The following is a 16,111-nucleotide window of genomic DNA, read 5'->3' on the forward strand; positions in this document are numbered from 1 at the left end:
ATACCGCTCTACGGTGTTTGTTACCCCAGAGAGTCTGAGTCAAACCACCGTCTGCGCAGGTTGTTGTATTAAGCAGTGTGTTGACTGTGAAAGTTCTCTTACCTCTTTCACCACACCGCACCTGCGGTCTAGGACGGGAGCTGCTTATTAGCACTGCTAATTGTCACAGCTCCAACCCATAACCTTTAAGAGATTTCGATGAGCCTAAGCTCAGCGAAATTAAAGACCTACAGAAGCCTTATCAAGAGCAACACCAGCACCCATTGTAGTGCTTAAGCTGATCTTCTTGATGTATGTACCTTTAGCAGAAGAAGGCTTAGCTTTCTTAAGTGCTTCAAGTAGCGCTTCAAGGTTTTCTTGAATTTGGTTCGCTTCGAACGCGATCTTACCGATGCTAGCGTGGATGATACCGTTCTTATCGTTACGGTAGCGTACCTGACCAGCTTTAGCGTTCTTAACTGCCGTTGCAACGTCAGGCGTTACAGTGCCAGTTTTTGGGTTAGGCATAAGGCCACGTGGACCTAAGATTTGACCTAGTTGACCAACAACACGCATTGCGTCTGGGCTAGCAACTACTACGTCAAAGTCCATTTCGCCTTTCTTAACTTGCTCAGCTAGGTCATCCATACCAACGATGTCTGCACCAGCTTCTTTAGCTGCTTCCGCATTTGCACCTTGAGTGAATACTGCAACGCGAACGTCTTTACCAGTACCGTTAGGTAGTACAGTTGCACCACGAACGTTTTGGTCAGATTTCTTCGCATCGATACCAAGGTTAACAGATACGTCTACGCTTTCTGCGAACTTAGCTGTTGCTAGTTCTTTAAGAAGCGCTACTGCTTCGTTGATTTCGTACTCTTTAGTAGAGTCAACTTTGTCGCGGATTAGGCGAGCGCGTTTAGTTAATTTAGCCATTCGATTAGTCCTCTACGTTCAAGCCCATTGAGCGAGCAGAACCCGCGATAGTGCGTACCGCTGCATCTAGATCAGCTGCAGTAAGGTCTGGCTCTTTAGTTTTAGCAATCTCTTCCAACTGAGCGCGAGTAACTTTACCCACTTTTTCAGTGTTAGGACGGCCAGAACCACTCTTGATGCCCGCTGCTTTCTTAAGCAAGTAAGACGCAGGAGGAGTCTTAGTTTCGAATGTGAAAGAGCGATCTTCGTATACAGTAATTTCTACTGGTACTGGAGCGCCTTTCTCAAGGCTTTCTGTTTTCGCGTTGAAAGCCTTACAGAATTCCATGATGTTTACACCGTGTTGACCTAGTGCAGGACCAACTGGTGGACTTGGGTTAGCAGCGCCTGCTGCAACCTGAAGCTTGATAATACCGCTTACTTTTTTAGCCATTTTACATGCTCTCTTGTTTGGGTCTAACGCCTCGCAAATACAGAGATTATTTGCTCAATCGGCTTCCCGTTTCCGTTTAAAAGGGCGCGCATTATATAAGGTGATTAATTACTATGCAAGGGCTATTTAGAATAAAAAACCATCGAAAGGTCAGTATTTTTACGCTCTCGCCGTTTAACCGGAGACCTTATACAAAAAAGCCCCGTCAAACGGGGCTTTTTAAAAATACTATACGGTAGCTTGAATAGGCTTAGCCTTTTTCTACCTGACCAAATTCTAAGTCTACTGGAGTAGAACGACCGAAGATAAGCACCGATACTTTTACGCGGCTCTTTTCGTAGTCTACTTCTTCTACCACACCGTTGAAGTCTGCAAATGGGCCATCGATAACGCGAATAACTTCGCCTGGCTCGAACAGCGTCTTTGGTCTTGGCTTATCAACGTTTTCTTCAAGACGATTTAAGATAGCGTCAGCTTCTTTCTGCGTGATTGGCATAGGGCGATCAGATGTGCCGCCGATGAAACCAAGTACGCGAGGTACGCTTTTCACTAAGTGCCATGACTCTTCCGTCATCGCCATTTCTACCAATACATAACCTGGGTAGAACTTACGCTCAGACTTACGCTTTTGACCAGCACGCATTTCTACGACTTCTTCTGTTGGTACTAGTACCTGACCGAAGTAGTCTTCCATGTTGTGCATCTTGATGTATTCAAGCAGGGTCTTCTTAACGCGAGACTCATATTGTGAATAGGCTTGAACTACGTACCATCTTTTCTTTACTGCTTCTTCTTCAGACATACGGTTATGCTCCTATTCCTGTAATAAAGCCAACTACACGAACGATGATGCCGTCTAGTCCCCATAAAATTAGTGCCATAATTAACGTCGCTGCAAGCACGATAAGTGTAGTTTGGTTCGCCTCTTGGCGAGTTGGCCACACAACCTTGCGAACTTCTGTGCGAGACTCTTTAGCGAAGCTCAAGAAGGTGCTACCTTTTTCGGTAGTTGCCGCGATGAAACCAGCTATACCAACAACTACAACAATTGCGATGGCACGGTATAGTACCGAGATCTCACCGTACATTGTATTAGCGGTTACTAAACCGGCAAGTAGTGCAAAAACCACTACCCATTTAAACATGTCCAATGCATTGGACTGATTTTCCGTCTTTTCGCTCATGTTACGATCCTAGCACTACAGCGTCGTTGTTTTACGCATCTAAAAAATGCGCAACTTAAAAATTATTAGTTTAAGTAAATTTGGCAGGGGTGGAGGGACTCGAACCCCCAACCATCGGTTTTGGAGACCGCTGTTCTACCAATTCGAACTACACCCCTGTGGTGTCGATAAGACAAAATTTACTTACACTGCCCTTGTGAGTTGTGCGTCTTTTCTAAGGAAAGTGCGGTATCGCAAGGGAGGGACGCGTATTATACTTAACCACTTTCAAGATACAAGCGGTTTATCCATCCCATCTGCGATTGAACGCTAATTCGCTCCTTGCCTATTCAACGCCTATAAATCCGCCCGTTTGGTGCGCCCAAAGCTTGGCATATATGCCATTGTGCGCAATAAGCTCGGTATGGGTTCCCTGCTCTACAATGTTGCCCTTATCCAGAACAAGTAACCTGTCCATTTGCGCAATGGTCGACAGTCGATGCGCAATAGCCAGCACGGTTTTGCCTTCCATCACTTTATCCAGACAGGCTTGAATTGCCGCTTCAACTTCTGAATCTAGCGCTGATGTGGCTTCGTCCAGCACTAATACAGGCGCGTCTTTCAGTAACACACGCGCAATAGCAATGCGCTGGCGCTGACCGCCTGAAAGCTTAACGCCTCGCTCACCTACATGCGCGTCGTACCCTGTTCTACCGTGACTATCGGTAAGCGTAAGAATAAAGTCGTGCGCTTCGGCCTGTTTGGCCGCACGTATCATATCTTCTTCTGTCGCATCCGTTCGACCGTAAAGGATATTGTCGCGTACCGAGCGGTGCATCAGTGAAGTATCTTGTGTCACCATGCTGATTTTGGCGCGAAGGGTTTCTTGGCCTACTTCAGTGATATCTTGACCATCAATGACAATGCGACCACTCTGGGTGTCGTAAAAACGCATGAGCAAATTAACCAGAGTCGATTTACCCGCCCCAGAACGCCCCACTAAGCCCACTTTTTCTCCGGGCTTAATGGCTAAATCCAAGTTAGTGAACACATCAATAGGTTTGTTGTCTGCACCTGAATAAGAAAAATGCACATTATCGAAATTAATCCCGCCGCCATTTACCTTTAACGCGTCGGCTTTTGGCTTGTCTTTCACTGCTATCGGTTGTGCTAGCGTATTCATGCCATCCTGCACCGTGCCTAAGTTCTCGAACAAGCCTGATACTTCCCACATAACCCAGTGCGACATACCGTTTAGTCGCAAACACAGACTAATAGCAATGGCGATATCGCCGGGACTCGCAATGTTTTCCATCCACAAGTACACAGATAGCGCACCAATGGTAAAAATAAGAATGGCGTTAGCCATTTCCACGCAGAATTCCAACACGGTGACCAAACGCATTTGGGGGTAAACCGTTTTAAGAAAACCATCCATGCTTTCTTTAGCGTAATCCGCTTCGCGGCGACTGTGTGAAAATAGCTTCACAGTGGTGATATTGGTATAGCTATCGACAATACGTCCGGTCATTAATGAGCGCGCGTCGGCTTGCTTTTGCGAGACTTCTTTTAGTTTAGGTACCAGCACCTTCAAGATACCGATATACACAAAAAACCACACGATAAGCGGCATGGCTAAGCGCCAGTCAGTGCTGAAAATAAGCACTACCATAGAGATAAAATAAACGCTGATGTACACCAGCAAATCGAGGACCTTGGTCACGGTTTCTCGTACCGATAGCGCTGTCTGCATCACCTTGGTAGCAACACGGCCGGCAAACTCGTCGTGGAAGAAGGTTAAACTTTGGCCAAGCAAATAGCGGTGAGCCTGCCATCTAATGCGCATGGGATAGTTCCCCATCAGAGACTGACGAGAAAACAGCGAGCGCAACAAAATAAATAATGGAATAAAAACGAGAACGGTTAAACCCATGCCAATGAGGGTAAATTTTTGATCCGCTAAAAACGTGTCTCGGTTTTGATCAGAGAACCAGTCAACTAACTGCCCTAAAAAGCCGAAAAGCGCCACTTCTAACATGGCAACAATGGCACTTAGTACGGAAACAGTAAGGATTACGCCCCACATGCCTTTTGTGTAGTACTTACAAAATGCAACTATACCTGTTGGCGGTTGGGTAGGCGGCGTGTCAGGGAAAGGCTGGGTCAGCTTTTCAAAAAATGAAAACATGTAGAACTCGTTAGTTATTCAGTGACAGAGCACGTTTACGTATGCCCCAAAATGCTTAGGTCACAATTCTACACGATAACTGAAAGTGTGTTGAACTTTGCGGTGCTTTTTTACCGCAAAGCTCGTTTAACATTAATTAATATTTGGCACAGGCTGATACTTGGCGAAAATTATTATTTGGAGAAGCGCTTACATAAAACAACTCAACACTAAGCTAATTTCCTGTCAGTCTTCACTCTGCAAAGCCCAATTGAGCGAGTATGCTTTCTACTTTTTCAGCGTGCTCAGCCTGCCACTGTTCAAGTGACATGGAGCCATCTTTCTGGGCTCGCTTTTGGGCAGTGTCATAGGCTGCTAGCGCCTCATCTTTTGGAATTACAGCAATGCCCTCTTCGTCTGCAACAATGATATCTCCGGCGTGAACCGTTACACCTGCACAGGAAATCGGCTCATTTAACGGCGATATGCACTTTTTGGCTCCTGGCTTGGGTATAACGCCCCTGGCAAATACCGGAAATTTGTTGTCACGGGTTTCAGCAAGATCGCGTATAACACCATCAATCACGAAACCTTTTATGCCGCGAGACTGGGCTATCGCGCAGACGTTACCGCCCGCAACAGCGAATTTATCATCGGCTTCCACAACAATAATATCACCGGGGCTTGCGCGATATATCGCCGCATGCAGCATAAGATGATCACCCGGCTCACACTTAACGGTAAATGCTGGACCCGCAATGCGTGGCATACCTTCCCACAATGGTTTTATCGCATAGTGCATGAACTGCTCTCTTGGCAGCGCATCGGCGTACTCACAGGGTGATACGCTATCGAAAGGGGTATTGTGTAAGTCCATCGCCGTTCCTTGAATGTTGTAGTGTGTGAAAAAAACACTATAGCGAAATTAGCCCTACAAGTTGTTACAAGCTGTGTATTTTCACTATAAACACTTTTTCTATCCCCCCCGCCATGCTAAAAAATTGTAAAAAGCGTGCACGCAATACGCCACACCATTCTTTCGAAGGGATGTACAGGTTTAGCAACGCACTAAAACAATAAGCGGCAAGCCCAAATGTCGCCCAATAAAATGAAAAGGAAAACTCGACATGTTACGTAGCGTTTTAAGCTTAAGCGTGGCACTGGCCCTCACGGCTTGTAGCCCACAAAATTCATCCACAGAACAACAGACACAGAGCGCGGCTACCGAAGAAGCTCAGCAACAGCTTTCTTCAGGTGTCATTAAAGAAAATATGGATCTGTCTGTTGACCCGGGTGATGACTTTTTTCGCTACGTAAACGGCAAATGGTTTGATAATTTTGAAATACCGGCAGATAAATCGAGCTACGGTTCTTTCGTGATCCTTCGCGATGAAGCACAAGATCACGTTATGGATATTATAAAATCGTCTGCCGAAGGCGACTTTAAAGCGGGCAGCGACGAGCAAAAAGTCGGTGATTTTTACCGTGCCTATATGGACATGGAAACCCGCAACGAACTTGGTATGACACCGCTAAAGCCTGAGTTAACTAAGATTGAAGCCATTGAAGACTACACCGACCTTGCTGAGTATTTCGCTTATGCAGCTCGCTATGGCTACGGTACACCGTTCAGCCTAACTCAATACCCTGACCTTAAGTCGCCAAAAGAATATTTGATGTACACGTGGCAGTCGGGCTTAGGCCTTCCTGAGCGCGAGTACTACTTCAAAGACGACGAAACATCACAAACCATTCGCGATGCCTACGTTAAACATATTCAAACCATGTTTGAGCTGGCGGGTTTCGACGCGCCTAAAGAAAGTGCGGATATGCTGTTCGCACTTGAGACTAAAATTGCTCAGCTACATATGAAAAAAGAGCAGGCCCGTAACTTTGCTGCCAACTATAACAAACTGACAATTGAAGAACTTAAAGCGTTAATGCCTAAGTTCGACTGGGACGCTTATCTTACTGAAGCAGACATTAGCGACATTCCTTCACTAGGCATCCTGCAAAAAGACTACATGCAAAACATTGATGGCGTTATTGCAGATACCTCACTGGAAGATTGGAAAACGTTCCTTAAGTGGGGCTTGTTAAATGCTTCAGCCAGTCGCTTAAATGCCGAGCTTGATGAAGCAAACTTCAATTTCTACAGCAAAGTGCTTCGCGGTGTTGAAGAGCAACAGCCACAATGGCGTCGTGCAGTAAGCCTTTCAAATGCTCATGTAGGCGAGCTAATCGGTAAGGTTTATGTAAAACAGCACTTCCCGCCTGAAGCGAAAGATCGCATGATGGAAATGGTTAATAACCTGTTGTTAGCTTACAAAGAAAGTATCGAAAATCTTGATTGGATGACAGATGAAACCCGTGCACAAGCACTAGACAAGCTATCTAAGTTTACCGTGAAAATTGGTTACCCAGACCAGTGGAGAGACTATTCAGCTCTGACAGTTAATGCCAGTGACCTGTTTGGAAACCTTAAGCGTTCTTCGGACGTGCTGTACGAAGAAATGCTTAAGAAACAAGGCGGCCCAGTGTGGACCCATGAATGGGGCATGACACCACAAACTGTTAATGCTTACTACAACCCCCCGCTAAACGAAATTGTATTCCCTGCGGCTATCCTTCAACCTCCATTCTTTGACATGAGCGCCGAAGACGCGGTTAACTACGGTGGCATTGGCGCGGTAATTGGTCATGAAATTGGCCATGGTTTTGATGATTCAGGGTCAACCTTCGACGGTGACGGCGTTCTGCGAAACTGGTGGACTGATGAAGATCGCGGCGAGTTTGAAGCACGCACTGCGAACTTGATTGAACAGTATAACCAGTTTGAGGTTCTGCCTGACTTGCACGTAAACGGTGAATATACCCTAGGTGAAAACATCGGCGACCTTGGCGGCATCAGCATCGCACTTAAAGCTTACCACCTGTCTCTTGATGGTGAAAAAGCGCCTGAACTAGACGGTTTCACTGGCGATCAGCGTGTATTCATTGGTTACGGCCAGGTTTGGGCAAGCAAATATCGCGAAGAGGCGTTGCGCAGCCAAGTACAAACCGATACCCATTCACCTACGAAGTTCCGCACTAACGGTGCTGTTCGCAACGTACCTGAATTCTACGAAGCGTTTAACGTGACCGAAGAAGATGCGTTGTATTTACCACCAGAAGAACGCGTAAAAATTTGGTAATTCGCGCACATTGAATAGCGCATATAAAATTCGATAGCTAAAGCCCCATGTTTGCTTCACCAAACTGGGGCTTTTTTTGTCGTGTTGAAGTGTATGACCGAGCAGTTTCAAAAAGGCTAAATATGAATGTAAGAACAACTATTGTCTTTAGCAGCTTAGCGTTGATTTACCTGGCGACGCTGCCGCTTACCCCCTACGTGGCGCAATTCTTACCCAAAGCCCTGCCTATTGTGGTACTGGCAGTTTTCGCCTATACAAAACTTAGCGCCATGCCGCGATACATGGTGTTGGCGGCGTTACTTTTTAGTCTTGCCGGAGATGTTAGTCTGGCCTTGCCCTTTGCTGATAGTTTTATTACCGGCTTGGCGTGCTTTTTTGTTGCCCATTTAACGTATGCTATGTGTTTTGCGTTGCTGCTTCGCCGCCTACAAGAAACGCCCGGCGACCATATCATTTCACGCAAACCAAAGTGGTTCATTAGTATTATTATGATTAGCTTTGCCGTAATGATGGCAGTGCACATTCTGCCGGCGTCGAAAGCCTTATTTTACCCTGTAGTCGCCTATATTAGCGTAATCACACTGATGGGGTTAACCGCAGTGTGGTTGGCTCAAACCAAGCTAATCGTAACCGGTGCGTTACTTTTTGTGATATCAGATGCCATTCTCGCCCAGTCGGTTTTCAAAACCCCGCTTCCACTGTCTACCTTTTGGGTAATGACAACCTACTATGGTGCTCAATATTGCTTAACCATGGGGCTTGTTGATGCGTTTTTGAGAAAAGAGAACAGGCAGGAAGAAAAGGGTCAGGCCTAGTTAGACAACGACGTTAAAACGTCTATCGCCAAACCGGCTTTTTCAGCTGGCACGAAAATATGGTCGTGGTAATAAGCGGCCACTACGTTGGCGCTAACTCCTGCCTCACCCAGCGCGGTGGACATAGCTGCCGTCATGCCTACCGCTTCCAAACTAGAATGCACTTCACAGGTTATACAGCGGTAATAACCTTCAAATTGCAAGTTAGCTTTCTCGGCTGCGGCAACCGGAAGAATAAGGGTGGTGCCCTCGCGTTCTTGAAACATCCCCTTAGCTACTGAAATTAACGCACTGGTTAAGCTATCAGCAGGCAAGGTAGTGAAAACGTAATTTTCACTACTCGCCACAGGATTCAGATTTTTCAGTAACACGCTCAAGTCAGTTTCAGCGACCACACTCACCTTCCATTGAATAACGTCAGTACTTAGATCTAAGAGCGCATATTAAAGCTTTCGGGCTCTAATACGCTTTCCTTTGATCTTACCTTCTCTAAAGTGCGCCATGGCTTTTTTCACGCTTCGCGTTTTCACTGCGACAAAACTCATGCTGTTCTGAACTTTAATTTTGCCCAAGTCATCGCCAGGAATGCCCGCATCTTTGGTAAGTGCACCCACCAGATCACCTGGGCGAAGCTTTTCTTTTTTACCCGCGCTTAGTGAAATACAGGTAAATTCAGGCTGAGTAATTTTATTTTTATGAAAACGCAGGCTTTGTGCGCCTTTAAGTGGAATATCGCTTTCTTGCAATACTTCTATTTTTCGCAAGAAGTGCTCTTCGTCATCGCTGACTAGCGTTACCGCCATGCCCTGTGCGCCTGCTCGCGCCGTGCGACCAATGCGGTGAATATGGGTTTCCGGCTCTTCACTTACCGTATAATTAATTACGCAGGCAACATCATCAATATCCAGCCCTCGCGCAGCTACATCGGTGGCAACAAGTACTTGTAGCGCATCGCTGGCGAACTGCATTAGCACCGATGTGCGTTGATGCTGTTCCAAGTCCCCCTGAAGTCCAGCTGCGCTAAAGCCATCTTCGATAAGCTCCTCAACCACTTCATTTACCTGAACCTTGCGGTTACAAAATACAATGGCATTTTTAGGTTGGTAGTGGGTAAGTACCGCTTTAAGCGCCTGAGTGCGTGTGTGCGGGAGCACGTTGTAGCCCAATTGGGTGATAGCGGGTTTACTGTCTTGAGACTCAACTTTACAGGTTACCGGGTTGTGCAGGTACTGCTTGGCTACACGCTCAATTTGTTCCGTAAAGGTTGCAGAAAACAATAGGGTTTGCACTTGTTTTGGCGTTTGACCGAAAATAATGCGTAAATCGTCTTCAAAGCCCATATCTAACATGCGATCGGCTTCATCGAGGACACGCAACTTTACGTTACTTAGGTCAATTCGACGCTTTTCCACATGGTCCATTACGCGACCCGGCGTGCCCACAATGATGTGCGGGCTATGTTTCAGTGACTGAATCTGCGGTCCCATAGGCTGGCCACCACATAACGTGGTCACTTTAATATTACCGATGTTCTTAGCCGCCGAACGGCACTGCTGAGCCACTTGATCAGCAAGCTCTCGGGTAGGACAAAGTATGATAGCCTGCGTGGTAAAATCATTCACTTCTACGTGCTGCAAGGCAGGAATTACAAAGCACAGAGTCTTGCCGCTGCCCGTCTGCGCTTGGCCTATCACATCTTTCCCCTGCAACGCCTCAGGGAGCGATTGTGCCTGTATAGGGGAAAGTTGGTAAATGCCTTGTGAGTCTAGCGCCTTGGTGATGGCAGGGTTTATATCTAAATGCTTAACTGTTTCAACTGTCATTAATTTGGGTTCCAAAGGTGCACTACACCATGTTCGGTATGATGAGCTATGCCGTATTCTTGGGACACCATGTCACTCCAGGAAGAAAGCTGCTCATTAAACTTGTCACTCATTTTCACACCGGCCGCCGCTAACTTGAGCTTCTCTAAAACCAAAACACAGGTGTCTTTCTTCGACAGTGCTAGGTAGGCCGTTGAAATGTCGTACTTACTCGATAGGGTTATTGTCTCACATTTAAATTGTTTTGGGTTACATCCAAAGTCAATTGCCCCCTGAGAACCGAAAATAGTATCAATTTCGTTGTTGATCAGTGCATCCACTAATGCCTGCCACGAATCATAGGCTTTTACTTTGAAGCCATGCTCTATTGCAACGTTATAGCGATAGTCTTCCAATAAGGTACCAACCCTGAAGTTCTTTGGTACGTTGGCAAAGGATTCAAAATAGGGCTTATCAATGCCGTACAGTCCATGAAGGTTTCTTGATACCGGCGTTACCCAGTGAAACACGCTTTCTCTTTCATGCGTGCGAATTACTGAGAATACCAATACATTAGACTTGGTCATTGCTTCCTTTGCAATACGTTCCCATGGCGCGGAAAGGATACTCTGCTTGAGCGTCATCTCATCTAATATGTCTCTGACCAAGTCTGCTGCAATACCTTTAAGCTTTCCTCGCTCTCCCACCTCTGAAAAAAGTGGCACAATGTCGGCGATGACCCAAAGATTGTCGGTATTAGCATGCAGCTCACCTGCTAAGCTTAGTGTTCCAAAAGTAAGTATTGTGGCCGGGAAAGATGCTTTCAGTTCATCCCGTATAGCGCTAGCAAGCAATGTGAAGTTGTCTGAACCTTTGTATTGAGCAATCAGTTCGCTCAACCGCTCTGCAAAATCGGCAGAACTTTCACTTTTGCTCAGTGCGATATAGCTCACTGCTATTGTCGTTGCCTGACTGCCCGCATTAGGCGTACAACGAACATTATTTCCACATTCAAAGGCAAATAGCGGCGTGATCCAATAATAACTATCTTCGTTATTTTCATCTCTGATCAAATTGATAAGGACGTCGGCACTATTCGATAAAGTGTTAGTAGCAGGCGTTAAATCAATGCCATTTTTTGATAAGGCATTTTTAAACACTGTGAGTGAGTAAGATTGAATACTCTGCTTCTCAGAGGGAGAAAGGGTACTTGGTAAATCGGGGGCGTGAGAGTAAGAGAATGCTTGTGCCCAAGTGGATGAACTCCACAGGGCACATAAACAGACAATAACAACAAAAACTACGCTTGAAATGCCTTTTCTAATTTCCACTGCAACGTTTGCCCCGCATAAAATGGAACCATATCGGTGCCATCAGCTAGGGTTACTTGTTCTGGCACCGTCCACGACTCTTTCACTAATGTCATTGTAGTCGTATTTCGTGGTAAACCATAAAAATCTGCACCGTAATGGCTAGCAAATCCTTCAAGCTTATCTATTGCGCCTAGCTGCTCGAACACTTCGGCATAAAGCTCAATTGCAGACCATGCGCTATAACAACCCGCGCAGCCGCAAGCATTTTCTTTTTTATGTTTTGCATGAGGTGCCGAGTCGGTACCTAGGAAGAATTTTTTGTTGCCGCTTGCCACCATATCGCGCAACGCTTTCTGATGCGTGTTGCGTTTTAGCACTGGCAAGCAATAGTTATGAGGGCGTACGCCGCCAACCAGTAAATCGTTGCGGTTTAACAATAAGTGCTGAGGGGTAATGGTGGCTCCAACAAATTCGCTGGCGCCCGCTACGAAGCTTGCGGCATCTGCTGTCGTAATGTGCTCAAACACCACTTTCAGCTTAGGGAATGCGTCAACGATAGGCCCTAAATGGGTATCAATAAATACTTTCTCACGGTCAAAAATATCGATGTGATGCTCTGTCACTTCACCGTGTATCAACAATAGCAAACCTTGCTCTTGCATGGCTTGGAATACGGGGTATAAAGCCTGAATGCCTTTTACTGCGGCGTCTGAATTAGTAGTGGCCCCTGCAGGATATAGCTTACACGCAGTTACGCCCGCTTGTTTTGCATCGATAATGTCTTGAGGTGTAGTTTGATTAGTAAGGAATAAGGTCATTAATGGCTCAAAGCTACTGCCTTTAGGTCGCGCAGCCTCAATTCGCCCTTTGTACGCCATGGCCATTTCAGCATTAACCACCGGTGGTACAAGGTTTGGCATAACAATAGCGCGCTGGAAACAACGTGCGGTTGCAGGCACTGTTTCAGCTAGCATTTCGTTATCGCGAAAGTGAAGGTGCCAATCGTCTGGCGTAGTAATGGTGAGCGTTTGCATGCCTTGTCTCTCTTAGTACTTATTCAAACAGAGGGGAAGATGCGCGCAATAATAGCACAATTCCCATTTTGCGCGCAGAACAACTCGCTCGAAAGTGGCTATGAATTCTCTTCGCCGTGCTCTACCCAAATAAGCTTGCTAACGTCGTACCCAGCCGATGTCGCTTTTTCTAGTAAACGGGTGCGGACTTCATCTGAAATAGAAGGTGTTCGCGCTAAAATCCAAAGGTAGTCTTTATCTGGGCCTGTTATCAAAGCATATTGATAACCTTCTTTATCTAGCTCCATAATTACATAGCTAGCGTAAAATGGGCCAAAGAACGATACTTTCAGATGCCCTGTCGTTTCAGACTCTACAAAATACGCTTTGCCCTCGGCTTCATCCCATGCATTTTCTTCTATTGAAAAACCGCGATTAATTACCTTAACCCCTCCGTCATCGCGCATGCTATAGGTTGCCGTAACTTCGCTTAATCCTTCTTCGAAGCTATGGTCAAAGCGCGCTATTTCATACCACTTCCCTAAATAACGAGGAAGCTCAAAGCCTTCAACCGGCACTACCTTGTCAGGTACGCCAGTACAGCCAGACAAGCCCACACACACCATACCCGCCATAATCATTGAAACTAACTGCTTAAACATATGCCCTCTTTTCCTTGAACTCAGCTTTTAAAAAGCCCACTGATTAATTTAAATACACGCCTACATCGCAAAAATGATCTTTATCGGTGCTGCAACACCATAAACCTTCAAGCTAGGCTAACGGTCGACAGTAAAAATACGCTCGCCTAATCAGACTTTTCTTATCGCTTGGACCATATTACAGTGCTTTTAAAACAAGCCTTGAGCTAATACAGGCCCTGCCCACTCGATATTCTCAAACAGGGAGAAAATGACATGAATGCACACTTTCCACACGCAAGCCGCTTAATATATGGATGCATGGGCTTAGGTGGCGGTTGGAACGACAAACCGGCAACCAAAGCCGATATAAGCCAAGCAAGAAGCATCATTGATACTGTGCTGAGTTTAGATATTAATGTGTTTGATCATGCTGATATTTATACGTTCGGCAAAGCCGAAACGGTTTTTGGTGAAGCGCTCAAGCAAGCGCCCGAATTAAAAGACAAAATGATTATCCAATCTAAATGTGCAATACGATTTGAGGATGATTTAGGACCAAAGCGTTACGACTTTTCAGCAAATCACATTCACACGTCGGTTGAAGGCATTCTCTCTAGATTAGGAATAGAACAGCTTGATATACTACTGCTGCATCGTCCAGATCCACTTATGGAGCTAGACGAAGTCGCCGGTACACTGAAGCTGCTTCAGCAGCAAGGTAAAATAAAGCATGTTGGCGTTTCAAACATGCATGGTCACCAAATTAATTACCTGCAGTCTGCACTTTCCACACCGATTGTTGCCAACCAACTTGAAATGAGCCTTGGCTTTAGAGACTGGTTAGAAGACGGCATTACTACCAACAGTGCTGCTAATCGCGATACAGGTTATGCGCCCGGCACACTTGAATACTGCATGATGAACAACGTGCAACTTCAGGCATGGGGAAGCTTGGCACAAGGTAGATACACAGGTGCAAAAGTTGAAAATAGTAATGACCGTGCAACAGCAGACTTAGTGGCTCAACTTGCAGGTGAATATCAAACTACGCCTGAAGCGATTGTTTTGGCCTGGTTGATGCGACATCCTGCCAACATTGCGCCCGTTTTGGGCAGTACCAATATTGACAGAATTAAAGCAAGCCAAAAGGCTGAAGATGTTCATTTAAGTCGAGAGCACTGGTACAAGTTATTTGAGGCTGCTCGCGGTCAAGAGATGCCGTAAGCATAAATATTAAGGAAATTAAGATGCTGAAAGGCTTTCACCACGTTGCTATCATTTGTAGTGACTACCCTCGCTCAAAGACGTTTTACACGGACGTGTTGGGCTTCTCGATTATTGATGAAAACTACCGTGAAGCCAGAGACTCTTACAAATGTGACCTCGCGTTACCTGATGGCAGTCAGATTGAGCTTTTTTCGTTTCCGGGGGCACCGCAAAGACCGTCGCGCCCAGAAGCGCAAGGACTTAGGCACTTAGCGTTCAAGGTGGACAACCTTGATGAAATGATCAACCACCTAACGAATAAGCGAGTTGAATGCGAGCCAGTGAGAACCGATGAATACACCGGCAAACGCTTTACATTTTTCCAAGATCCTGACGGTTTACCCCTAGAGCTATACGAAATCTAAAAATCGCGAAGCCGTAATAGAAAAATGCCGAATAAGGGGTCTCTTATTCGGCATTTTTATCAATAGCGATACAAACTTTTATTGGTCGAGCATCCTAACTTCCCGCTGCGGGAATGGTATTTCAATATCATGCTGCTGAAGAGCATTAAAAATGGCTTGGTTTAGTGCATAGCGCACTTCGAAATGCCTTACAGCTGGCGCCCAAACCCGAATACCAAAGTTAATACTGCTGTCGCCAAAATTATCTACACCAATGGCGGGTGACTTTTCTTCGCTGACTCCATCTACCGTTTCAACAGCCTTGCGAATCACATCGATTACCTCATCGACCTTACTGGAATAGGCAACGCCAATTTCAAGTTCAATCAACATGTTCTCTGCAGAATTATGCAAGATTTCACCGACTATCAGTTTGTTGGGTATTTGGATGTGAACATTGTCTTCGTCAATAAGAATGGTATAGGGCAACATGACTTGATCGACCACCCCTGCAACACCACGCACGCGGATAGTGTCGCCAACAACGAAAGGACGGGTAATAATTATGGTAAAGCCAGCGGCATAATTGGCCAACATACCTTGAATAGCTAAACCTGCACCTAAACCTACAGCACCTACGGCGGCTATAAGTGGGGTTACGCTAATGCCCACATTACCTAATGCTATAATTATTACGATACCCAATACCACTAGCTTGCTGGCACCGCCGGTAAAGCGGCTCAGCGTAATATCGATATTTCTGCTGACCATCAGGTTTTCAACCATGTGGCCTATTTTATTGGCCACCCACCAGCCAAGCAGAAAAATAATGATGGCGCCTACAATTTGGAAACTGTAGGTCACTGCAAATTCTACAAGAGTGTCGTAAAGGGCTTGCGCTTGTTTTAACTCATCCATGGAACGTGATTAGACTAGAAACTGATAGGAATAACCGAAGCTTAAACAACAACGTGAGGAAAAACCAGTGCCGAGAGCAAGCCCGGCACGTTACGGTTTTAAGGAATAAAGAGCGAGAATTGCA

Annotated in this window: 16 protein-coding genes and 1 tRNA gene; 4 read left to right on the plus strand and 13 right to left on the minus strand. The window is 45.9% G+C overall.

The features are described from left to right. Positions 1-219: 219 nt before the first annotated feature. The 7 genes from rplA to KUL49_RS19410 all read right to left on the minus strand — a co-directional run bounded on the left by rplA (position 220) and on the right by KUL49_RS19410 (position 5,555). Positions 220-915, minus strand: coding sequence for a 50S ribosomal protein L1 (gene rplA / locus KUL49_RS19380; protein ID WP_131138319.1), 696 nt, complete (start codon positions 913-915; stop codon positions 220-222). A 4-nt stretch (positions 916-919) separates the two neighbouring features. Then, positions 920-1,348 carry a 50S ribosomal protein L11 gene (gene rplK / locus KUL49_RS19385; protein ID WP_014951043.1) on the minus strand — a complete coding sequence of 143 codons (429 nt, stop codon included), beginning with the start codon at positions 1,346-1,348 and terminating at the stop codon, positions 920-922. A 250-nt stretch (positions 1,349-1,598) separates the two neighbouring features. Then, positions 1,599-2,150 carry a transcription termination/antitermination protein NusG gene (gene nusG, locus KUL49_RS19390; RefSeq protein ID WP_014951044.1) on the minus strand — a complete coding sequence of 184 codons (552 nt, stop codon included), beginning with the start codon at positions 2,148-2,150 and terminating at the stop codon, positions 1,599-1,601. Between the two features lie 4 nt (positions 2,151-2,154). Further along, complete coding sequence (secE, locus tag KUL49_RS19395) at positions 2,155-2,532, minus strand: preprotein translocase subunit SecE (protein ID WP_014951045.1); 378 nt, start codon at positions 2,530-2,532, stop codon at positions 2,155-2,157. A gap of 81 nt (positions 2,533-2,613) precedes the next feature. Then, positions 2,614-2,690 (minus strand) — tRNA-Trp (locus KUL49_RS19400). A 167-nt stretch (positions 2,691-2,857) separates the two neighbouring features. Beyond that, on the minus strand, positions 2,858-4,699 hold the full coding sequence (locus KUL49_RS19405) for an ABC transporter ATP-binding protein (RefSeq protein ID WP_014951046.1): 1,842 nt from the start codon (positions 4,697-4,699) through the stop codon (positions 2,858-2,860). 232 nt (positions 4,700-4,931) lie between these two features. Then, complete coding sequence (locus tag KUL49_RS19410) at positions 4,932-5,555, minus strand: RraA family protein (RefSeq protein ID WP_131138320.1); 624 nt, start codon at positions 5,553-5,555, stop codon at positions 4,932-4,934. Between the two features lie 250 nt (positions 5,556-5,805). Here KUL49_RS19410 and KUL49_RS19415 point away from each other — a divergent pair, with 250 nt between their 5' ends. Next, positions 5,806-7,872, plus strand: a complete 2,067-nt coding sequence (locus tag KUL49_RS19415; protein WP_131138321.1) for a M13 family metallopeptidase — start codon at positions 5,806-5,808, stop codon at positions 7,870-7,872. Between the two features lie 122 nt (positions 7,873-7,994). Continuing rightward, complete coding sequence (locus KUL49_RS19420) at positions 7,995-8,687, plus strand: lysoplasmalogenase (protein ID WP_242633899.1); 693 nt, start codon at positions 7,995-7,997, stop codon at positions 8,685-8,687. On the opposite strand, the gene KUL49_RS19425 is transcribed toward KUL49_RS19420, so the two are convergent. From KUL49_RS19425 to KUL49_RS19445, 5 genes are all read right to left on the minus strand, one after another. Next, entirely contained in the window at positions 8,684-9,082 is a 399-nt protein-coding gene (locus KUL49_RS19425) for an ACT domain-containing protein (protein ID WP_131138323.1), read from the minus strand. The genes KUL49_RS19420 and KUL49_RS19425 overlap by 4 nt on opposite strands. A 48-nt stretch (positions 9,083-9,130) precedes the next feature. After that, complete coding sequence (dbpA, locus tag KUL49_RS19430; protein ID WP_014951051.1) at positions 9,131-10,510, minus strand: ATP-dependent RNA helicase DbpA; 1,380 nt, start codon at positions 10,508-10,510, stop codon at positions 9,131-9,133. Then, positions 10,510-11,820: an ABC transporter substrate-binding protein gene (locus tag KUL49_RS19435; RefSeq protein WP_131138324.1), complete on the minus strand. Its 1,311-nt coding sequence runs from the start codon at positions 11,818-11,820 to the stop codon at positions 10,510-10,512. The genes dbpA and KUL49_RS19435 overlap by 1 nt, the downstream gene beginning before the upstream one ends. Next, positions 11,790-12,836, minus strand: a complete 1,047-nt coding sequence (pyrC, locus tag KUL49_RS19440) for a dihydroorotase (RefSeq protein WP_014951053.1) — start codon at positions 12,834-12,836, stop codon at positions 11,790-11,792. Before pyrC ends, KUL49_RS19435 begins: the two co-directional genes overlap by 31 nt. A gap of 98 nt (positions 12,837-12,934) precedes the next feature. Beyond that, positions 12,935-13,477 (minus strand): lipocalin family protein, encoded by a 543-nt coding sequence (locus KUL49_RS19445; protein ID WP_131138325.1) that lies wholly within the window; start codon positions 13,475-13,477, stop codon positions 12,935-12,937. 255 nt (positions 13,478-13,732) lie between these two features. On the opposite strand from KUL49_RS19445, the gene KUL49_RS19450 reads away from it, so the two are divergent. Next, positions 13,733-14,683: an aldo/keto reductase family oxidoreductase gene (locus KUL49_RS19450; RefSeq protein ID WP_061486714.1), complete on the plus strand. Its 951-nt coding sequence runs from the start codon at positions 13,733-13,735 to the stop codon at positions 14,681-14,683. 23 nt (positions 14,684-14,706) lie between these two features. Further along, positions 14,707-15,090, plus strand: coding sequence for a VOC family protein (locus KUL49_RS19455; protein WP_014951056.1), 384 nt, complete (start codon positions 14,707-14,709; stop codon positions 15,088-15,090). 78 nt (positions 15,091-15,168) lie between these two features. Here the strand turns inward: KUL49_RS19455 and KUL49_RS19460 are convergent, their stop codons facing one another. Beyond that, positions 15,169-15,987, minus strand: a complete 819-nt coding sequence (locus KUL49_RS19460) for a mechanosensitive ion channel family protein (RefSeq protein WP_014977631.1) — start codon at positions 15,985-15,987, stop codon at positions 15,169-15,171. Between the last annotated feature and the right edge of the window lie 124 nt (positions 15,988-16,111).

Source organism: Alteromonas sp. KUL17 (assembly GCF_006538305.1).
GTDB classification, from domain to species: domain Bacteria; phylum Pseudomonadota; class Gammaproteobacteria; order Enterobacterales; family Alteromonadaceae; genus Alteromonas; species Alteromonas macleodii.